The sequence below is a fragment of the Noviherbaspirillum sp. UKPF54 genome (genome assembly GCF_007874125.1).
Classification (GTDB): domain Bacteria; phylum Pseudomonadota; class Gammaproteobacteria; order Burkholderiales; family Burkholderiaceae_D; genus Noviherbaspirillum.
Genome location: NZ_CP040128.1, coordinates 3,583,089 through 3,602,504, shown reverse-complemented (window position 1 = coordinate 3,602,504; position 19,416 = coordinate 3,583,089). Strand labels below are relative to the sequence as shown.

Sequence of the window (19,416 nt, the reverse complement as noted above, 5' to 3'; positions counted from 1 at the left end):
GCTCGCGGGAGAAGGGAACCAAAAAGTTTCAGGAGGCATTTTGGCTCACCTCATCGACCGGCGTCTGCAGGGCAAGAACAAGTCTGCTGGCAACCGCGAACGCTTTTTGCGGCGTTACAAGGGCCAGATCAAGGAAGCCGTGGCGCGCGCCATCAAGGGCCGCTCGATCACGGATATCGAAAAAGGCGAAAAAGTATCGATTCCGGTCAAGGACATCGGCGAACCCACGTTCGGCCATGCGCATGGCGGCGTGTGGGAGACTGTCCGGCCAGGCAACAAGGAGTATCAAAAGGGCGACCAGCTGCAGCGCCCGAAAGGCGGCCAGGGACAGGGCAAGGGCAAGGCCAGCAACAGCGAGGAAACCTCCGAGGACGACTTCGCGTTCGAGCTGACGCGCGAAGAGTTCATGAATTACTTCTTCGAAGACCTCGAGCTGCCCAACCTGATCAAGACCCAGCTCACCTCCCTGGTGGAGTTCAAGCAGCAGCGCGCCGGCTACACCATCTCCGGCACGCCCACCAATATCCACGTGCTGCGCTCGATGCGCGGCGCGATCGGCCGCCGCATCGCGGTCGGCGGCAAGTCGCGCAAGCGGCTGAGGGAAGCGGAAGCCGAACTCGAAGAACTGCAGAAGACCGCGTTCGAGGACGATCACCGCATCCTGGCGCTGAAGAAGGAAATCCATCACCTGCGCACCAAGCTGCACGCGATTCCCTTCCTCGACCCGATCGACCTGCGCTATGCCAACCGCATCAAGGTGCCCAAGCCCACCTCCCAGGCAGTGATGTTCTGCGTGATGGACGTGTCGGGTTCGATGGACCAGGCCAAGAAGGATGCGGCCAAGCGCTTCTTCATCCTGCTCTACCTGTTCCTGGAGCGCGCCTACGAAAAGATCGAAGTGGTGTTCATCCGCCACCATACGCAGGCGACCGAAGTCGACGAGCACGAGTTCTTCAACTCGCGCGAGTCGGGCGGCACCGTGGTGTCGTCGGCGCTACACCTGTTGAACAAGGTCATCACCGAGCGCTATTCGAACAGCGACTGGAACGTGTACGTGGCGCAGGCATCCGACGGCGACAACTGGGACAACGACTCGATCACCTGCCGCGAGCTCCTGATCAACAAGATCATGCCGCTGGTGCAGTACTACGCCTATGTCGAGATCACCGAGGGAGAGCCGCAGAACTTGTGGTACGAGTACCTGCAGATCGCGGATCACCATCCGCACTTCGCGATGCAGAAAATCGAGTCGCCGGCCGATATCTATCCGGTGTTCCGTGAACTGTTCAAGAAGCAAACGAAATGACGATAACAGCGATCAAGAAACCCGCGAGGAAGACGGCCGGCAAGACGTCGCGCAAGAAGGCCAAGCCGTTTCGCCTGCCGGACCAGTCCGAATGGACCTTCGAGCTGATCGAGCAGGTCCATGACGAGATCAGGCGCGTCGCCGAGGGCTTCGGCCTGGACACCTATCCGAACCAGCTCGAGGTGATCACCGCCGAGCAGATGATGGATGCGTACGCGTCGGTCGGCATGCCGGTGTCGTATTCGCACTGGTCGTTCGGCAAGCACTTCCTGGCCACCGAGAAGAGCTACAAGCGCGGCCACATGGGGCTGGCGTACGAGATCGTGATCAACTCCAGCCCGTGCATCGCCTACCTGATGGAAGAGAACAGCCTGACCATGCAGGCGCTGGTGATCGCGCACGCCTCATACGGCCATAACTCCTTCTTCAAGGGCAACTACCTGTTCCGCACCTGGACCGACGCCGAAGCCATCGTCGACTACATGGTGTTCGCCAAGAAGTACATCGCTGAATGCGAGCAGCGTTACGGCATCGATGCGGTGGAAGAATTGCTGGACTCCTGCCACGCGCTGCAAAACCATGGCGTGGACCGCTACAAGCGTCCGGCCAAGCTGTCGCTGGCAAAGGAACGCGAACGCCAGGAAGAGCGCGAGCGCTACCTGCAGTCGCAGGTCAACGATCTGTGGCGCACGCTGCCGAGGAAGGAAGTGGTAGTGGCCGAGGCTGCGCCGAACCGCTTCCCGGCCGAGCCGCAGGAAAACCTGCTGTACTTCATCGAGAAGTATGCGCCGCTGCTGGAACCGTGGCAGCGCGAGGTGGTGCGCATCGTGCGCAAGATTTCGCAGTACTTCTATCCGCAGCGCCAGACCCAGGTGATGAACGAGGGCTGGGCCACGTTCTGGCATTACACCATCCTGAACCAGCTGTACGACGAAGGCATCGTCGGCGACGGCTTCATGATGGAGTTCTTGCAGAGCCATACCAACGTGGTGTACCAGCCGCCGGTGACCAGCAAGTATTACAACGGCATCAATCCGTATGCGCTGGGCTTTGCGATGTTCCGCGACATCCGCCGCATCTGCGAAGACCCGACCGAGGAAGACCGCCGCTGGTTCCCGGACATCGCCGGAACCGACTGGAAGCAGACGCTCGACTTCGCGATGCGCAACTTCAAGGATGAGAGCTTCATTGCGCAATACCTGTCGCCCAAGCTGATCCGCGATTTCCACTTTTTCTCCATCCTGGACGACGACAAGAAGGACAGGCTGCAGGTCTCCGCGATCCACGACGAGGAAGGCTACCGCTACATCCGCGAGCAGCTCGCCGCGCAGTACAACCTGCACAACCGCGAGCCGAACATCCAGGTCTGGTCGGTCGACACGCGCGGCCACCGGTCGCTGACGCTGCGCCACAATCAGTTCCTGCGCCGGCCGCTGAACAACCAGGTCGACGAAGTGCTGAAGCACGTGGCACGGCTGTGGGGCTTCGACGTACTGCTGGAGACGGTCGACCCGGACGGCAACGTGCTCGATACCGTCGAGGTCAAGAGCGAGAAGCGGCGGCGGTAGACGTTAGACATCAGGGCTTGCGCGGCAGCGCAACGAAAGGGGCACGCGTCGCTGCGTGGCGCATCCTTCGCAAGCCGGCGCCCGAGGTGGCACGCAATTCGCATGGATGCGATAGGTAGCCACTCTTTCATGGGCGCCTGTCGGAGCGACCCGACGGGCATTTGCCAAAGCAAATTCCTTTTGCTTTGGCATTTTTTTTGCAGCGCTGGCAATGTCTGCACGTCGCATTACGCCGGCAACAATATTTTCATTACAAGCGGTGCTGGATGGACAGGGTCTGCCCGGTTGTAATTGCTGTAATTTTTTCCACTTCTCTGTAGTCTCTTCCACCGGCCCGGCCTTTCGCCACGTTTCGCTCGTCCCGCCTTGTCCGCGCTTGTCCTCTCCCATCGCCGCCGCGACCACCGGTATCTGGCATATACATTGCCTCATGCTCCCCGCGTCCAGCCCGCTCGGTGCGATTGGTTGGCGATAGCTATTACCTTTTCCCTAGGAGACCCAAAATGGCACAGCATAAACATCTGACTCAAGTGATCGGCGTCGCCATGCTGGCGATCATGTTCGGCGCAGGCTCCGTGTACGCACAGTCCGCCAAGGACGCCAGCGGTCAGACGCCGGCCAACAAGGAAGGCCGCATGAGCCCGACCGGGCAAAATGAAACCAGCAGCACCCAGCCGATGACCAGCGGCGCGTCCGATTCCGCTTCCGGCAAGACCGGCAGCAGCGCCGACAAGCTGGGCAAGTCCGACATGGCAATGATGAACCAGCTCGCGATCGCCAACATGGCCGAAATCGAGGCGGGCAAGATCGCGCTCAACAAGAGCAAGGATGAGCAGGTGCGCAGCTTCGCGCAGAAGATGGTCGACGACCACACCGCGGCGCAGTCGCAGCTGAAAGACCTGGCGCAGGCCAAGGGCGCGACGCTGCCGGATAACCTGGATGCCAAGCACAAGGCGGAAATCAAGAAGCTGAGCGCGCTGTCCGGCGACAAGTTCGACAAGGCCTACCTCACGAAAGGCGGCGTGGCCGACCATCGCCAGGCGCATGCGCTGCTGGGCCGCATTGAAAAGCAGGCCAAGGATTCCGACCTGAAGACGCTCGCATCGAACATGATGCCGAAGATTAACGAGCACTCGGACATGGCCAAGCAGGCGATGAGCCACAATCCCGCCGCGACCACCGGCGCCTCCGGCACCAAGGGAACGTCGGCTTCCGGAGCGTCGAAATCCTGGTCAGGCAAGAAGAGCGGCGAATCGCAGACCGGCTCCGAGAGCGGCAAATAAGACGGACTTCATGCACAACCTGAGGGGGCGCGCATGGATAACGATGAAGTGATCTCCACCCTGAACGACCTGATCGAAACCTGCAAGGATGGCGAGGAAGGCTTTCTGACTTGCGCCCGGGACGTGGGCGATACCGCGCTCAAGTCCTTCTTTTCCAACCGGGCGCAAACCTGCGCGGCTTCCGCGCTGGAATTGCAGGACCTGGTGCGCGCCTATGGCGGCGAACCGGAACACGGCAGCAGCCTGGGCGGTGCGCTGCACCGGCGCTGGGTCGACGTCAAGTCCGTCATCGCCGGCAACGACGTCAAGGCCGTGCTGAAGGAGTGCGAGCGCGGCGAGGATGTGGCGGTGTCGCGCTATCGCAATGCGCTGGAAAAGGGCTTGCCGGCGGCGGTGCGCGCCGTGGTGGAGCGGCAGTACCAGGGCGTGCTGAAAAACCATGACCAGGTGAGAAGCCTGCGCGACCAGTACCGCAGCGCGTAGGCGCGTCCGCCCGGGGAAAAGATGCCGGCGCAGCGGCCTTCCGTTGCGCCGGCCGCCGCATGGCGTGCGGTAAAATAGCGCCCTTCCACCGCACACCCCAAGACGCGCATGCTGCGATTGACTGACGTACAACTCCCGCTCGACCACCCCGATTCCGACCTGCCCGCCGCCATCCTCGCGCGCCTGAACATCGACGCCGGCGAGCTGACAGGCTATACCGTTTTCCGGCGCGGCTACGATGCGCGCAGGCGCAGTGCGATCATGCTGGTCTACACGCTCGACGTCGAGGTGAAAAACGAAGCGGCCGTGCTGGCGCGGATGCAAGGCGTGCCGCATGTGGGCATCACGCCCGACATGGAATACAAGTTCGTCGCGCAGGCGCCGGCCCGCGTCGAACAGCGACCGGTGATCATCGGCTTCGGCCCGTGCGGCATTTTCGCCGCGCTGATCCTGGCGCAGATGGGCTTCAGGCCGATCATCCTCGAACGCGGCAAGGTGGTGCGCGAGCGCACCAAGGATACTTGGGGCCTGTGGCGCAAGCGCGACCTCAATCCGGAATCGAACGTGCAGTTCGGCGAAGGCGGGGCCGGCACTTTTTCCGACGGCAAGCTGCACAGCGGGATCAAGGACCCGAAGCATTACAGCCGCAAGGTGCTCGCCGAATTCGTGAAGCACTACGCGCCGGAAGAAATCCTGTACGTGAGCAAGCCGCACATCGGCACCTTCCGCCTGGTGAAGATGGTGGAAGCCATGCGCGAGACGATCGAATCGCTCGGCGGCGAATTCCGCTTCCAGGCCAAGGTCACCGATCTCGACATCGACAACGGCCAAGAAGGGAAGCAAATTCGCGGCGTGGTGCTGGAAAACGGCGAACATATCGCCACGGACAACGTCGTGCTGGCCGTCGGCCACAGCGCGCGCGACACCTTCCAGATGCTGTACGAGCGTGGCGTGTACGTGGAAGCCAAGCCGTTCTCGATCGGTTTCCGCATCGAGCATCCGCAATCGCTGATCGACCGCGCGCGCTTCGGCAAGTTCGCCGGCCATCCTCTATTGGGCGCGGCCGACTACAAGCTGGTGCATCACTGCAAGAATGGCCGCGCGGTCTACAGTTTCTGCATGTGCCCGGGCGGCACCGTGGTGGCGGCCACATCGGAGCCGCAGCGCGTGGTCACCAACGGCATGAGCCAGTATTCGCGCAACGAGCGCAACGCCAACAGCGGTTTCGTGGTCGGCATCACGCCCGACGATTACCCAGGCCACCCGCTGGCGGGTATCGATTTCCAGCGTGAGCTGGAGTCGCGCGCCTACGTGATGGGCGGGAGTAATTACGACGCGCCGGGGCAGCTGGTGGGCGATTTCCTCGCCGGACGGCCGTCGAAGGAATTCGGCTCGGTGCTCCCGTCCTACAAGCCGGGCGTGCATCTCACCGATCTGGCGCCAGCGTTGCCCGACTATGCGATCGAGGCCATGCGTGAAGCGCTGCCCGTGTTTGACCGGCAGATTCGCGGCTATGCGATGAGCGATGCGGTGCTGACCGGCGTCGAAACCCGCACTTCGTCGCCAGTACGCATCAAGCGGCTGGACAACTTCCAGAGCCTCAATGTCAAAGGGCTATTCCCTGCGGGCGAAGGCGCGGGCTATGCAGGCGGCATTCTTTCCGCGGCCGTGGACGGCATCAAGGTGGCCGAAGCGGTGGCCTTGAGCATGGTCGGCAGCACCGACATCCACGGCGGCACGGCGGGCGGCGCTCAGATCTACTGACCGGACCTTTACTGTAGCGCGTCTTCCATCCCGGCCCGGTAGCGGCTGGGCGGCGCGGCCTCGAACTTGTTCCATACGCGCCGCAGCTGGCGCGACGAATTGAAACCCGCCTTTTCCGCCACGCGCTCCATGTCCAACGGCGACTGCGCCAGCAGCTCGCGCGCCAGCGCCACGCGGATGCGCTGGATGTAGTCCACGATGCCGGTGCCGGTGTGCTCGCGGAACAGGCGCGTGATGTGGCGCTCGCTGGCGCAGGCGATCTGCGCCAGCTGCGCGATGTTCCAGTCGTTGGCCGGGTCGCCGATGATCGCGTCCTGCACCCGGTGCACCGCCGGGTGCAGGTGGTTGCGAAACGCCAGCCACGGCGACAATTGCGGATCGCTGCCGGCGCGCCGCAGGTAGATGACCATGTTGCGCGCAACCGCCGCGGCGAATGGATGGCCGGCGATCTGCGCCACCAGGTATAGCGTCAGGTCGATGCAGGCGGTGACGCCGGCGCTGGTATAGATACGGCCGTCTTCCACGAAAATCCGGTCTTCCAGTACGTTCGCGCGCGGCGCTATGTTGCGCAGGTCGTCGCAATGGCTGTGGTGCGTGGTGCACTGGCGGCCGTCGAGCAGGCCGGAAAAACCGGCCAGCAGCGCGCCGGTACAGATGCACAGCAGCCGGTGCCGGGGCGTGACGTGGCGGCGCAGCCATGCGACCGTCGCCTGCGCAACGGGGCCGCTGAAATCGTTGTCGCTGCCGGCGCACGCCACCAGGATCACGATGGCATCGTTGGGCAGGCGCTCGGGCAGGGCGGTAAAGCCGGTCACGTCGAGCCCGACCGAGGTGTCGATGCGCGACTCGGCGCTGACGTAGTGCAGCGCGAACAGCGCCGGCCGTCCTTCCTTTTCCGCCTGACGGTTGGCGTAGCGCAGCACTTCCGCCGGGCCGATCAGGTCCAGCGCCAGCGTGCGCTCACGCAGCACGAAATAGACGGGAAGCGGCTGGCTGTGCGGGATGATCTGTTCCATGTGCATTCCACCTGTATTCCATTTGCCTGGCCGTGGCTTGCGCCAGCTGCCCGCCGGCGAGCCGCTCGACCAGATGCAGGCTCATGTCGATGCCGGCCGAGATGCCGCCGGAGGTCACTACTTTACCGCAGTCCACCCACGGCACGTCCTGCCGCACCGACAGCGCCGGAAAGCGCGCCTGCAGTTCGGCCTGGTCCTCCCAGTGCGTGGTGGCGGCGAGGCCGTCGAGCAGACCCGCCTCTGCCAGCAGGAAGGCGCCGGTGCACACCGATGCCGTGATGGATGTGCTCTGGGCCCGCACCCAGTCGATGACGGCGGCGCGCTGCATCACCTGCGTGACGTCGCCGCCGGGCACGATCAGCACGTCGATATCGCCTGCCGGCGGCAGCACGCAATCGGGCAGCACCTTCATGCCGCCGCGTGCGCGCACCGGGCGCATCTGCTCTGCCACCAGGTAGCAGAGCAACGGCGTCTGCGCCTGCGCCAGTCGCGCCTGCACGCGCGCCGCCGTCGAAAACACTTCGTACGGGCCGGAAAAATCCAGGATTTCGACATCGTCGAACACCAGTATGCCTACGCTGACCATCATTTGCCCCTTTGCATGTGTTTGGTGGGAGGGAACCCAGGCTGCAGGTGCAAACCATGTTACGCAGCGCGGGCGGCCGCCGAAATGCATGGGAAAGACAAGATGCGGACAAAATCGGCCATGGGGCGCGATGGCGCGAAACGCAGTAATGCCGGAAAAATCGCCGCTAATCGACTTCCAGCGTCTGCAGGCGCGCCTTGATCTGCGTGCCGTCGATTTCCAGGAAGCCGAGCGAGATCGGCAGCCGAAAGCGGCGCGGGCCGGCGCTGCCCGGATTAACGTACAGTACCCCGTTCTCCATCTTCGACAGCGGGCGGTGCGAATGGCCGGAAATCACCGCCTTCACGCCAGTGGCTCTCGGATCGATATCCAGCTCGTGCAAGTCATGCAGCACGTACAGTTTCACGCCTTCGACATCGATCAGCGCGCGTTCCGGCACCGACTCGGCCCACGCGCCGCGGTCATTGTTGCCGCGTACCGCCGTCACCGGAGCGATTTCCGCCAGCGCAGCCAGGACTTCCGCATTGCAGATGTCGCCGGCGTGGAGGATGCGGTCCACGCCGCGCAGCGCCAAGCGCGCTTCCGGGCGCAGCAAGCCGTGGGTGTCGGAAATGAGGCCGATGGTCGTCATGAAGGATCGCGGGACATGCCCGCCCGGCTGAAATGTGCTTAAATAGGATGCTTATATCGATATGTAGGATGTTGGACCAATGAAACGGCCCGGTGTTTCCCACCTGATTATTGTGGCATGTTGTCGCGTGCAGCCGGAGGGGCTGGCCGATTAGCATGCATTTTCGACAGATTCCGATGGCTGCAGCGTTGCAAGACCTGCAGCCATTTTTGTTTTTTGCGCCGCGCCGATGGGGGCACGGCCATGGAGAGCAGTCATGAACAGGATAGAGCAAGGCATCGCGGCGCGCCATGAAGCGCCGCCCGCGGAAGAGTCCGGACTGCGGGAATGGCGCCTGCGCATCGCGCCGGTGCCGCCGGCGGAGCGGCACGGCGCGGCGGCGCTGCTGTGGCCGGGCATACGCGCGGCGGCCGAGGAAATCTGCTCGCGCGAGCCCTTGCTGCAATTGCGCATGCAGCAACAGGTGCTGCGGCACGATGGGCTGGCGCCGGCGCTGGCGGCCGTGCTGGCGCAGCGCCTGGCATGCGGCGACTTGCCGGAGCCGCAGCTGTTCGCGCTGCTGCGGCAACTATTCGAACAGGAAGAAACGGCGCTGCAACAGGCGGCGGCCGACCTCGCCGCCGTCAAGGAGCGCGACCCGGCCTGCCCCGACCATCTGCACGTGCTGCTGAATCTGAAGGGGTTTCATGCGCTGCAGACCTACCGCGCGACCCACGCCCTGTGGCGGGAAGGGCGCAGCGAGCTGGCCTTTGCGCTGGCCAACCGGGCGTCGCTGGTGTTTGCGGTCGACATTCATCCGGCCGCGCGCATCGGCGCCGGCGTCATGCTCGATCACGGCACCGGCATCGTGATCGGCGAAACCACGGTTATCGAAGACAACGTGTCGCTGCTGCAGAACGTCACCCTGGGCGGCACCGGCAAGGAGCACGGCGACCGCCATCCGAAAATCCGCAGCGGCGTGATGATCGGCGCCGGCGCCAAGATCCTGGGCAATATCGAGATCGGCACGATGAGCAAGGTGGCCGCCGGCAGCGTCGTGTTGAAGCCGGTGCCGCCGCATTGCACGGTGGCCGGCGTGCCGGCGCGGGTGGTGCGCCAGCATCTCGACAGCTGCCCGTCGACCGAGATGGATCAGACGATTTGATGTGCGGGGCTGACGGGGCGCTGATGCCGGCTGAAATCCAGTCTTTGCCGGTGGAAAATCCACTCACCGAGATTTATCGCGATCCGTGGCTGCTGGTCGTCCACAAGCCGGCCGGTTTGCTGGTGCACCGCAGCCCCATTGATGCGCATGAAACCGAGTTTGCCCTGCAATACGCGCGGGCGATGAACGGCGGCGAGCATGTGTACCCGGTGCACCGGCTGGATCGTCCCACCTCGGGATTGCTGGTTTTTGCCAAAGATCCACGCACCGCGAGCGCGCTGGGCAAGGCGATGATGGCAGGCGAGGTGAGTAAAACCTACCTGGCGATGGTGCGGGGATGGACGCCGGAGCAGGGCTGCATCGATCACCCGCTGCGGGAGGAGCCGGAAGACCGGCGGCGCAAGGACGAGCCGCAACCGGTGCGCGAGGCCCGCACCCGCTACCGCCGCCTGGCGACCGCGGAAATCCCGGTGCAGATCGAAGGCCACGCCACCAGCCGCTACAGCTTGGTCGCGCTGTACCCCGAAACGGGACGCAAGCACCAGTTGCGGCGGCATATGAAGCATGTCAGCCACCCGATCATCGGCGATGCCTACCATGGGCGAGGGCGCCACAACCGCTATTTCGCACAACGGTTCGGACAGGGGCGCTTGATGCTGGCGGCCATCGGCATGACTTTCCTGCACCCGCACACCGGCGAGCGGATGTGCTTGAACGCGGAGCCGGAAGCGAGTTTTCTGCAAGTGCTGTCCCTGTTCGGCGACGGCTTGCCGGCTTCGGGCTTTTGCCAGCACCTTTGAGCTGCCCGTTGCCGTATGGCGCGCGGCGCGACGCGCGCCCCATCCCCGGCTCATCACACCTTCTGGGCAGGACGCCTCATTTCAAGCCGAACAGCGCGGCAAAGAATCCTCGGTGCGCCTTGGGCGCCTGGGCGGCGACTGGCGCCGGCATCGCGGCCGGGGCATGCACGGCGTGCTCCGCGTACCATCGGCCGAAGCGCAGGTCGTGGGTCATGATGTGGCCGACCAGCCATTTGTTCAGGAAGCGGCGCAACTCCTGCACCCGCTCCTCCGACCACGCTTCTCCATTGCCGAGGAAATCCGCGACATGGGTGGCGAAATCCTCGTGCAGCTTCAGGTGCTGCTCGAAACCCGGATAGCCGCTCTTTTCCATGAGGTCCTGCTCGTTTGAAAAGTGCACGACCACGTAATCGAGCAATTCCTCGACCGTCTTTTCGACCGAATCCAGGTTCAGCGCCTTGACCAGGGCGAACAGGTGCTGATGCTCCGTGTCGACTTGTTCAATATTGACCTGGAATCCTTTTCGCCACTCGATGACGAATGGGGCATGCTTGCCGCTTTCTTCTTGGGACATGATTTTCTCTTTGCCAGTCAGTGAGCATCAGGCACCCATGGGAGAGGCTGGCCGGCGATCGGATCGCGCGCCGGCGATATTGCCAAAAAGCATGGATTGCTTGAAATCAGTGTAAATGCAAGTGCATTTTGGCAACTTTGATCTGGGTCAATTCAAGCGGGCGGGCGGACTGCCGCCGCGCCTCACGCATCCACGGTCCGCTGCTGCTGCCGCAACAGCTTCGTGAATGCCTCGGCCGATACCGCTTCGCTGTAGAAGTAGCCTTGCGCCGACAGGCAGCCGTGCGAGCGCAGGAAGGTGATCTGTTCCGGCGTTTCGACGCCCTCGGCCAGCACTTTCAGGCGCAGGCTGTGGGCCATGGAAATGATCGCGGTGACGAGCGCGGTGTCGTTGGAATCCTGCCCGATGCCGCTGATGAAGGAGCGGTCGATCTTGAGCGCGTCGACCGGGAAGCGCTGCAGGTAGGCCAGGCTCGAATAGCCGGTGCCGAAATCGTCGATCGACAGCTTTATCCCCATGCCGGACAGGCGCTGCAGGGTGGCGACATTGTCTTCGCTGCGCTGCATGAGCATGCTTTCGGTGATTTCGAGGTCGAGGCAGGATGCGGGAATGCCGCTGTCGTCGAGGATATTCCGGATCGTGCCCAGGAAATTCGGCTGGAAGAACTGGCGCGCCGACAGGTTCACCGCGATGACCAGGTTTGTGTAGCCGAGCTCGTGCCAGCGCTTCAGCTGCAGGCAGGCTTCGCGCAGCACCCATTCGCCGATCGGCAGGATCAGGCCGGTTTCCTCGGCCAAGGTCACGAACTCGCTGCAGGTGATCGGCGTCTGGCCCGGCTGGCGCCAGCGCAGCAGAGCCTCGGCCGAAAAAATCGTGCCGCTTTCGAGCTCCACCTGCGGCTGATAAAACAGCGTGAATTCGTTGCGTGCCAGCGCGTGCCGCAGCGAATTGCTCATCGCCAGGCGCCGCTGCGCCGCCCGGTTCAGCGCCGAGGTGAAGAACTGGTAATTGCCGCGCCCGTTTTCCTTGGCATGGTACATGGCGGTGTCGGCGGTGCGCATCAGGGTTTCGACGTCGTGCCCGTCGTCCGGATACATGCTGATGCCGATGCTGGCGCTGACGTGCAGTTCATGGCCATCGCAATGGAACGGCGCGTCGAGCGCATTGAGCGCCTTTTGCGCCACCAGTGCTACGTCGGCGCTGTCGGTGATCAGCGGTAGCGTCAGCACGAATTCGTCGCCGCCCAGGCGCGCCACGCTGTCGCCCTCGCGCACGCATTGCTGCAGCCGCGTGGCGACGCTGCGCAGCAGGCTGTCACCGACCTGATGGCCGAGCGAATCATTGATGTGCTTGAAGTAATCGAGGTCGATGAACAGCACTGCGACATCGGTGCGGGAGCGGTGTGCATGCGCCAGTGCCTGCTGCAGCCGATCCTGCAGCAGCGCGCGATTGGGCAACCCGGTGAGGGCGTCGTGGTCGGCCATGTAGCGGATGCGTTCCTCGGCTTCCTTGTGCTGGCTCAGGTCGAGCACGAAGGCCACGCCCTCGTCCTGGCCGCCGTTGAGGAAAACCGCGCCGACCAGCACCGGCACGCGGCGCCCATCCTTGTGCAGGTATTCCTTCTCGAACGGCTGCAGGCTGCCGGTGCGCCTGATCTCCTCTTCTTCACGCTTGAACAGCGTGGCATATTCGGGCGGCGAAATCTGCTCGATGCGCACCTTGCCGTCGCGCAGCTCCTGTTGCGTATAGCCGAGCAGGTTCAGAAAGGCGTCGTTCGCCTCGGTCAGCGCGCCGTCGGGTGTCCAGAAATAGATCCCGATGATATTGGCGTCGACCAGGCGGCGGATGCGCGCCTCGCTCTTGCGCAGGGAGTTCTCCGCGCGCATGCGCTCATTGATTTCCGCCGTTAGCTGCGCGTTGGCACGCGCCAGCTCGTCGGTGCGCTGCGCCACCCGTTCTTCGAGCTGGTCGTAGGCGGTCTGCAGGTGGGTTTCGATCTGGCGGCGCAGCGCGACTTCCTTTTGCAGCTTCTCGTTCTGCTCGGTCAGGCGCCGCTGCACTTGGCATAGCGTCAGGTGGGTATTGATGCGCGCCAGCACTTCCTCGATCTGGAACGGCTTGGTCACGTAATCGACGCCGCCCACTTCGAAGCCGCGCACCTTGTCGCTGTTTTCCGCCAGCGCGGTCATGAAGATCACCGGGATGTCACGCAATTGCGCATGCGCCTTCAGGCGGCGGCAGGTCGCGAAGCCGTCGATGCCGGGCATCATTACGTCCAGCAGGATCAGGTTCGGCCGCACCCGCTCGGCGCGCGCGAGCGCTTCCTCGCCGTCCTGTGCCACCACCACCGTCAGGCCGTGCTCTTCCAGCACGTGGGCCAATACACCCAGGTTGGCCGGGGTGTCGTCCACCATCATGATGGTCTGGCCTTGCAGGGCCGAAGCCGGGCGATGAATCATGTCTGGCGCCTCGCGCCGGTGCCTGTGGACAGCGGCGGCATTGATAAAGGGGAGCTGAATGTATAGTCGAACATGGCCATTCGTACACGCGCTGCCGATCGGCATCGGCCATGCGGAATGCGCTTCATGCAGTTAATCCAGGCAACACGATGCGTCGAGTCCAGTTCGTAGATTAGCGATGGCAGGCACAAGTTTCTGTATACCTCTCCGGTGCAGGATTAGACGCGGGGCCGCTAGTTGAGTTCAAATTACAACCTTTATTGCAGGCATCAACGCCGCGCGCAGGCTTTGCGCTAACAGCAGATGCGTGCCGCGGCCCCCGCTACGATAATTGGATCGGTCCCAATCGACCCATTGGCGAGGAGAACGCGATGTCCACCCGTACCCTGAACCTGGACGACACGCTGTATCGCTACCTGCTCGATGCGTCGCTGCGCGAGCATCCGGCGCTGGCCGAGCTGCGCGAGTTCAACCGTACCCATCCGCAGGCGTCGATGCAGATCGCACCGGAACAGGGCCAGTTCATGGCGCTGCTGGTGCGGCTGATCGGCGCGCGCCGCACCATCGAGGTCGGCGTCTTCACCGGCTACAGCGCGCTGGCGACAGCGCTGGCGCTGCCACCGGACGGCTGCCTGATCGGCTGCGACGTCAGCCGCGAATTCACGGACGTGGCGCGCGGCTTCTGGGAAAAGGCGGGCGTGGCGCACAAGATCGATCTGCGCATTGCGCCAGCGGCGGACACGCTCGACGACCTGATCGCCAACGGCGAGGCGGGCCGCTTCGACTTCGCCTTCATCGATGCCGACAAGGGCGGCTACGACGTCTACTACGAGCGCTGCCTGGCGCTGCTGCGCACGGGCGGGCTGATCGCGGTCGACAATGTCCTATGGGGCGGCGCGGTGGCGCGGCCCGCGCAGGATGCGGACACGGCCGCGCTCCAGGCGTTCAATCGCAAGCTGCATGCCGATGAGCGCGTCGACTTGTCGCTGGTGCCGATCGCGGATGGATTGATGCTGGCGCGCAAGCGCTGAACGGTCGCATGGGGAAGCGCGGGGACAGGTTGAATGCCCCGCTGCGATCGGGCACATTTGACATCGTTCAAGGATTTGTCATGGGCGCCGCCAGATAATGAAATGTACCGGCTGCCGCAGCACCGGCTGCCGCAGGAGTCGCGGGCGGCTGCGCCGGCCCGCTTGTTTCGCATGTCCCATCCATCCGACGGCAGGCTCCACGACAAGGAGGCGCAATGCGGTATTTCATTACCGGAGCGACCGGCTTCATCGGCAAACGGCTCGTCAGGAAATTGCTCGAGCGCGAGGGCAGCGAAGTGTATTTCCTGATGCGCGAGGCCAGCGCGGACAAACTGCCCGCCCTGCTTGCGTTCTGGAATCCGCAACGGGCCAGCGCGATTCCGGTGCGCGGCGACGTGCGCGCCCCCGGCCTTGGCATCGATGCCCGCGAGGCAGCCGCGCTCGCCGGCGGGATCGACCACTTCTTTCATCTGGCGGCGATCTATGACCTGAAGGCCGCCCCCGAGGCACAGATCGTCACCAACGTCGACGGCACGCGCCATGCGGTGGAACTGGCCAATGCGCTGCAGGTGAAGCATTTTCACCACGTGAGCTCGATTGCCGCCGCCGGCCTGTACGAGGGCATGTTTCGCGAAGACATGTTCGACGAAGCCGAGCATCTCGATCATCCGTATTTCTCCACCAAGCATGCGTCCGAAAAAATCGTGCGCACCGCCTGCGCCGTGCCGTGGACCGTGTACCGGCCCGGCATGGTGGTGGGCGACTCCCGCACCGGCGAAATGGACAAGATCGACGGCCCGTACTACTTCTTCAAACCGATACAGCGCCTGCGCCGCCTTTTGCCGCAATGGATGCCGGCCATCGGCATCGAGGGCGGGCGCATCAATCTCGTGCCGGTCGACTATGTGGTCGATGCGATGTGCCATATCGCGCACCAGCCGCGCGCCGGCGGTGAATGCTTTCACCTGACCGATCCGGCGCCGCTGCGGGTGGGCACTGTGCTCGACATCTTTGCGCGCTCGGCGCACGCACCTGCGCTCAGCTTGCGCATCAATGCCGCGCTGTTCGGGTTCGTGCCTGATGCCGTGGCGAAGGGCGTGATGGCCATGAAGCCGGTGCGCCGTTTGAAGGATGCGCTGATGCGCGACTTCGGCTTACCGGATGGCATCCTGCAGTTCGCGAATTATCCGACCCGCTTCGACAACCGCGAGGCCGCCAGGGCGCTCGAAGGCAGCGGCATTGCCTGCCCGCGCCTGGAGCAATACGCCGACCGGCTGTGGGATTACTGGGAGCGCAACCTCGATCCCGAATTGTTCGTCGACCGCAGCCTGCGCGGGCAGGTCGAGGGCAAGACGGTGCTGGTGACCGGCGGCTCCTCCGGCATCGGGCTGGCCACCGCCCGCAAGCTGGCCGAGGCCGGCGCCATCACGCTCATCTGCGGGCGCGACGCGGGCAAGCTCGCCGCCGCCCGGGAGACGATCCGGGCGCGCGGCCACGACGTGCTCACCTACCAGGTCAACCTGGCCGACGCTGCCGATTGCGAGCGCTTCGTGCAGACGCTCATCGCCAATCACGATGGCGTCGACATCCTGATCAACAATGCCGGGCGTTCGATCCGCAGGCCGATCGAGGCCAGCTTCGACCGGCTGCACGATTTTGAGCGCACCATGCAGCTGAATTATTTCGGCGCGTTGCGGATGACGATGGGACTGCTGCCGAAGATGATGGAGCGGCGCGCGGGACAGGTGATCAACATCTCGTCGATCGGCGTGCTGACCAATGCGCCGCGCTTTTCGGCCTACGTGGCGTCGAAGGCGGCGCTCGACGCATGGACGCTGTGCGCCGCCTCCGAATTCGCCGATGTCGGCATCAAGTTCACCACCATTAACATGCCGCTGGTGCGCACGCCGATGATCGCGCCTACCGGCATCTACCGCGACGTGCCGACGCTGTCGCCGGACGAGGCTGCCGATCTCGTGGTGCGCGCCATTGTCGACAAGCCGGTGCGCATTGCGACCCGTATCGGGCTGGCAGGTCAAGGGCTGCATACGGTGATGCCGCATGCGGCCCAGATCATCTTGAACACCGCGTTTCGCATGTTCGCGGACATGGAGCCGGCAGCCAAGGAAGGCGAGAAAGCGGCGCCCCCGCTGTCGGCGGAGCAGCGCGCCATGCAGCAGCTGTTGCGCGGCGTGCATTTTTAGCGGCGCGCATGCGCAGGAGCGCTCTTCGTGTCGTAAGCGCCGCGAACGCTTCGAGCCGAAGCGCGTGACGTCAACCACTCAACCCGGAATGCCATGCAACCCAGCCTGAAACCGTCACCGACAACACTGCGGAGCGCGATGATGAGCGTGATGTCCAGCGAGAGGGAGCCTCTGTCCTACATCGACGCCGCGTGGTTGCGCATGGACCGGCCCACCAACCTGATGATGATTTGCGGCATGCTGATGTTCGAGCAGCGGCTCGACCTGCGCCGCGTCAGGGACGTGATCGCCACGCGCATGCTGTGCTTTCACCGCTTCCGCCAGCGTGTGGTCGAGCATGGCGGCGAGCCATTCTGGGAAAACGACGCCGGATTCGATCTCGACTGGCACGTGCGCCACGTCGCGCTGCCGCGCACCGCGCGTGCGCTGGAGGAGGCGGTCAGCGACTTGGTCAGCACCCCGCTCGACCGCAGCAAGCCGATGTGGCAGTTCCACCTGATTGACGACCTGCACGGCGGCAGCGCGCTGGTGCTGCGCATTCATCATTGCTACGCCGATGGCTTCGCGCTGATCCACGTGCTTTCCAGTATGACCGATGCCGACCCCATGCTGCCGCATGACACGGCTGGCGACGTCGGCGCCGAGGACGCGCCGCGCGCGGCTTGGGAGCGCATTCTCGGGCCGGCCTCGGAAGCGGTGGGGGATGTGCTGCGCTCGGCCCAGTCGCTGGCCGGCATCGGCCGGCAATTGCTCGCCAATCCGCTGCAGCTCGCCGGCTATGCCCGCACCGGCATTGACCTGGCGCGCGAGGCAGCCTATATCGCCGCGATGAAGCCGGATTCGCCGACGCGCTTCAAGGGGGCGCTCGGCGTGATGAAGCGGGCAGCGTGGGCTGAGCCGCTGTCGCTGTTCGAGGTCAAGGCGATCGCCGAAGCGTACGCCTGTTCCGTCAATGACGTTCTGCTCGCCTGCGTCACCGGCGCACTGCGCAGCTATCTGTTGGAGCGCGGCGACACCGTCGATGACACCGACATGCGTGCGCTTGTGCCGGTCAACATGCGTCCGCCCGGGCCGCTCGTCGATCTGGGCAATCATTTCGGCATGGTGTTCCTGAACCTGCCGCTCGGCGTCGAGGACAGGACCGAGCGCGTGTTCGCGGTGAAACAGCGCATGGACGAGCTCAAGCACTCACAACAGCCCACCGTGGCGCTGGGCATCCTGATGAGCATGGGCATGGTGCCGGAAGTAATCAAGGAAAGGACGCTGGAAGCACTCGCGGCCAATGCCAGCGCCGTTGTCACCAATGTGCGCGGCGCGCCGGACGCGCGCTATTTCGCTGGCAGGCGCATCGCGCGCCAGGTGTTCTGGGTGCCGCAGTCGGGCGGCATCGGCATGGGCATCAGCATCCTGAGCTACGACGGCAAGGTTGATTTCGGTGTGATGACCGACGCGCGGCGCGTGCCCGACCCGGAGGCGATCGTCAGGCGTTTCGCCGCCGAATTCGAAGCGCTGCTGATCGGCGCCCTGCTGATGCCCTGGCCGCGGCATACAGCCGTTCCGCAGTCGCGCCGCGGCCGGCAAGGCGCGCGCCCCGATTAGCCGGGCGGAGCCGGGACGCGGCAGGCGCGGCCCGGCATGAAGCGTCAGCTGTGCAGTGTCTTTCCGTGCGTTGATGCCGCGCGCTGATGCGCAGGATGGTGGTTTGCCGCGTGGGGAAGCACCGTGCCGAGCACCTCGCCCGCGCTCTCGCTTGCGCCGATCAGGACTTCCTTGACCGTTTTCACCGCCATGCTGCCAATCCGGCCCGCTTCTTCGATGGCTCCCTCGGTGGCGCGCGCCGCCGCCTGCCCGACATTGCCGCCGGTTTCGGCCACGCCTTCGATGATGCCGTTCACCGCGCGCTTGGCGACCAGGCCGATATCGGCGCCGATCCCGGCCGCCTGATGAATCACCGAACGCACTGTTTCCGAGCCGGCGCCGATGACGTCGCCGCCGACTTCGTGCACACCCATCACGATGCCCTTGGCCACGCTCTTGGTGCTCATGGTCAGGCCGGTGCCGACCTGTTCTGCCGCACCGATGGCGCCTTCGACCACTTCGTGTATCACTTTCGTCAGCTGGGTCGCCGCGCCTCCGCCGGTCTTGAGTGCGTCGGAAACCGTGCTTTTGACGAGAACCACGATATCGGCCTCGATGCTGTTGAGCCCGGCAAGACGCCCGGCGATGCCTTCCTGGATGTTGTGCGCCGCATAGCCTTTCTGCCCCGCCTGTCCGTTTCCGGAGACGGTCGATACTTCCGTTGCTGCCTCGTTCTTGTGCGCGCTGCTTTCCCTGGTGTGTTTGGTCGTCATGTCGATTCCTTCATGTCGTATGTGGAAAGGCGCCAGTTGCCGGATGCGGAATCATTGCGCATCGTCGGCGTGGCTGGCGGCGGAGAAACGGAGTGAAGTGCGCCCGTCGATTGGTGCGGCGCACTCATACTCTCTTCTTCCGCGCCGCCGAAATCTTTGATCCAGGTCATCCGCGCCGGAATCAGTGCAGGGCGCGTTCGACATGCTTGATGGCTA

Annotated in this window: 17 protein-coding genes; 10 read left to right on the top strand and 7 right to left on the bottom strand. The window is 64.1% G+C overall.

The window, feature by feature from the left end:
* The first annotated feature begins 40 nt into the window (after window positions 1-40).
* The 5 genes from FAY22_RS16710 to FAY22_RS16690 all read left to right on the top strand — a co-directional run bounded on the left by FAY22_RS16710 (window position 41) and on the right by FAY22_RS16690 (window position 6,404).
* Complete coding sequence (locus FAY22_RS16710) at window positions 41-1,306, top strand: YeaH/YhbH family protein (protein WP_146331257.1); 1,266 nt, start codon at window positions 41-43, stop codon at window positions 1,304-1,306.
* Window positions 1,303-2,874, top strand: coding sequence for a SpoVR family protein (locus FAY22_RS16705; RefSeq protein ID WP_146331256.1), 1,572 nt, complete (start codon window positions 1,303-1,305; stop codon window positions 2,872-2,874). The genes FAY22_RS16710 and FAY22_RS16705 overlap by 4 nt, the downstream gene beginning before the upstream one ends.
* A gap of 503 nt (window positions 2,875-3,377) precedes the next feature.
* Complete coding sequence (locus FAY22_RS16700; RefSeq protein WP_246860542.1) at window positions 3,378-4,157, top strand: DUF4142 domain-containing protein; 780 nt, start codon at window positions 3,378-3,380, stop codon at window positions 4,155-4,157.
* Between the two features lie 33 nt (window positions 4,158-4,190).
* A complete protein-coding gene (locus FAY22_RS16695; RefSeq protein ID WP_146331255.1) occupies window positions 4,191-4,640 on the top strand; it encodes a PA2169 family four-helix-bundle protein in 450 nt (149 codons plus the stop codon).
* 108 nt (window positions 4,641-4,748) lie between these two features.
* Entirely contained in the window at window positions 4,749-6,404 is a 1,656-nt protein-coding gene (locus FAY22_RS16690; RefSeq protein WP_146331254.1) for an NAD(P)/FAD-dependent oxidoreductase, read from the top strand.
* Between the two features lie 8 nt (window positions 6,405-6,412).
* Here the strand turns inward: FAY22_RS16690 and FAY22_RS16685 are convergent, their stop codons facing one another.
* The 3 genes from FAY22_RS16685 to FAY22_RS16675 form a co-directional block, all read right to left on the bottom strand.
* A complete protein-coding gene (locus tag FAY22_RS16685; protein ID WP_146331253.1) occupies window positions 6,413-7,420 on the bottom strand; it encodes a GlxA family transcriptional regulator in 1,008 nt (335 codons plus the stop codon).
* Complete coding sequence (locus tag FAY22_RS16680; protein WP_168204865.1) at window positions 7,365-8,009, bottom strand: DJ-1/PfpI family protein; 645 nt, start codon at window positions 8,007-8,009, stop codon at window positions 7,365-7,367. The genes FAY22_RS16685 and FAY22_RS16680 overlap by 56 nt, the downstream gene beginning before the upstream one ends.
* A 163-nt stretch (window positions 8,010-8,172) precedes the next feature.
* Window positions 8,173-8,637, bottom strand: a complete 465-nt coding sequence (locus FAY22_RS16675) for a metallophosphoesterase family protein (RefSeq protein WP_146331252.1) — start codon at window positions 8,635-8,637, stop codon at window positions 8,173-8,175.
* Window positions 8,638-8,893: 256 nt separating this feature from the next.
* Here FAY22_RS16675 and cysE point away from each other — a divergent pair, with 256 nt between their 5' ends.
* Complete coding sequence (cysE, locus tag FAY22_RS16670) at window positions 8,894-9,781, top strand: serine O-acetyltransferase (RefSeq protein WP_146331251.1); 888 nt, start codon at window positions 8,894-8,896, stop codon at window positions 9,779-9,781.
* Window positions 9,782-9,831: 50 nt separating this feature from the next.
* Window positions 9,832-10,581 carry a pseudouridine synthase gene (locus FAY22_RS16665; RefSeq protein ID WP_146331250.1) on the top strand — a complete coding sequence of 250 codons (750 nt, stop codon included), beginning with the start codon at window positions 9,832-9,834 and terminating at the stop codon, window positions 10,579-10,581.
* A 76-nt stretch (window positions 10,582-10,657) separates the two neighbouring features.
* On the opposite strand, the gene FAY22_RS16660 is transcribed toward FAY22_RS16665, so the two are convergent.
* Window positions 10,658-11,155 carry a bacteriohemerythrin gene (locus FAY22_RS16660; protein ID WP_146331249.1) on the bottom strand — a complete coding sequence of 166 codons (498 nt, stop codon included), beginning with the start codon at window positions 11,153-11,155 and terminating at the stop codon, window positions 10,658-10,660.
* A 182-nt stretch (window positions 11,156-11,337) separates the two neighbouring features.
* Complete coding sequence (locus FAY22_RS16655; RefSeq protein WP_168204864.1) at window positions 11,338-13,614, bottom strand: EAL domain-containing protein; 2,277 nt, start codon at window positions 13,612-13,614, stop codon at window positions 11,338-11,340.
* 371 nt (window positions 13,615-13,985) lie between these two features.
* Between FAY22_RS16655 and FAY22_RS16650 the strand changes: the two genes are divergently transcribed.
* The 3 genes from FAY22_RS16650 to FAY22_RS16640 all read left to right on the top strand — a co-directional run bounded on the left by FAY22_RS16650 (window position 13,986) and on the right by FAY22_RS16640 (window position 18,448).
* Entirely contained in the window at window positions 13,986-14,645 is a 660-nt protein-coding gene (locus FAY22_RS16650) for a class I SAM-dependent methyltransferase (RefSeq protein ID WP_146331247.1), read from the top strand.
* A gap of 215 nt (window positions 14,646-14,860) precedes the next feature.
* Complete coding sequence (locus FAY22_RS16645; protein ID WP_146331246.1) at window positions 14,861-16,849, top strand: SDR family oxidoreductase; 1,989 nt, start codon at window positions 14,861-14,863, stop codon at window positions 16,847-16,849.
* 93 nt (window positions 16,850-16,942) lie between these two features.
* Window positions 16,943-18,448, top strand: coding sequence for a wax ester/triacylglycerol synthase family O-acyltransferase (locus FAY22_RS16640; RefSeq protein WP_146331245.1), 1,506 nt, complete (start codon window positions 16,943-16,945; stop codon window positions 18,446-18,448).
* A gap of 44 nt (window positions 18,449-18,492) precedes the next feature.
* Here the strand turns inward: FAY22_RS16640 and FAY22_RS16635 are convergent, their stop codons facing one another.
* On the bottom strand, window positions 18,493-19,200 hold the full coding sequence (locus tag FAY22_RS16635) for a hypothetical protein (RefSeq protein WP_146331244.1): 708 nt from the start codon (window positions 19,198-19,200) through the stop codon (window positions 18,493-18,495).
* On the bottom strand, window positions 19,197-19,370 hold the full coding sequence (locus tag FAY22_RS22025) for a hypothetical protein (protein WP_168204863.1): 174 nt from the start codon (window positions 19,368-19,370) through the stop codon (window positions 19,197-19,199). Before FAY22_RS22025 ends, FAY22_RS16635 begins: the two co-directional genes overlap by 4 nt.
* Window positions 19,371-19,416 lie beyond the last annotated feature (46 nt).

Bases quoted from the DNA above. Each gene is read 5' to 3' on its own strand.
- FAY22_RS16705 (WP_146331256.1), top strand. From the start codon at position 1,303: ATGACGATAACAGCGATCAAGAAACCCGCGAGGAAGACGGCCGGCAAG.
- FAY22_RS16700 (WP_246860542.1), top strand. From the start codon at position 3,378: ATGGCACAGCATAAACATCTGACTCAAGTGATCGGCGTCGCCATGCTG.
- FAY22_RS16695 (WP_146331255.1), top strand. From the start codon at position 4,191: ATGGATAACGATGAAGTGATCTCCACCCTGAACGACCTGATCGAAACC.
- FAY22_RS16690 (WP_146331254.1), top strand. From the start codon at position 4,749: ATGCTGCGATTGACTGACGTACAACTCCCGCTCGACCACCCCGATTCC.
- FAY22_RS16685 (WP_146331253.1), bottom strand. From the start codon at position 7,420: ATGGAACAGATCATCCCGCACAGCCAGCCGCTTCCCGTCTATTTCGTG.
- FAY22_RS16680 (WP_168204865.1), bottom strand. From the start codon at position 8,009: ATGATGGTCAGCGTAGGCATACTGGTGTTCGACGATGTCGAAATCCTG.
- FAY22_RS16675 (WP_146331252.1), bottom strand. From the start codon at position 8,637: ATGACGACCATCGGCCTCATTTCCGACACCCACGGCTTGCTGCGCCCG.
- cysE (WP_146331251.1), top strand. From the start codon at position 8,894: ATGAACAGGATAGAGCAAGGCATCGCGGCGCGCCATGAAGCGCCGCCC.
- FAY22_RS16660 (WP_146331249.1), bottom strand. From the start codon at position 11,155: ATGTCCCAAGAAGAAAGCGGCAAGCATGCCCCATTCGTCATCGAGTGG.
- FAY22_RS16655 (WP_168204864.1), bottom strand. From the start codon at position 13,614: ATGATTCATCGCCCGGCTTCGGCCCTGCAAGGCCAGACCATCATGATG.
- FAY22_RS16650 (WP_146331247.1), top strand. From the start codon at position 13,986: ATGTCCACCCGTACCCTGAACCTGGACGACACGCTGTATCGCTACCTG.
- FAY22_RS16645 (WP_146331246.1), top strand. From the start codon at position 14,861: ATGCGGTATTTCATTACCGGAGCGACCGGCTTCATCGGCAAACGGCTC.
- FAY22_RS16640 (WP_146331245.1), top strand. From the start codon at position 16,943: ATGCAACCCAGCCTGAAACCGTCACCGACAACACTGCGGAGCGCGATG.
- FAY22_RS16635 (WP_146331244.1), bottom strand. From the start codon at position 19,200: ATGACGACCAAACACACCAGGGAAAGCAGCGCGCACAAGAACGAGGCA.
- FAY22_RS22025 (WP_168204863.1), bottom strand. From the start codon at position 19,370: ATGACCTGGATCAAAGATTTCGGCGGCGCGGAAGAAGAGAGTATGAGT.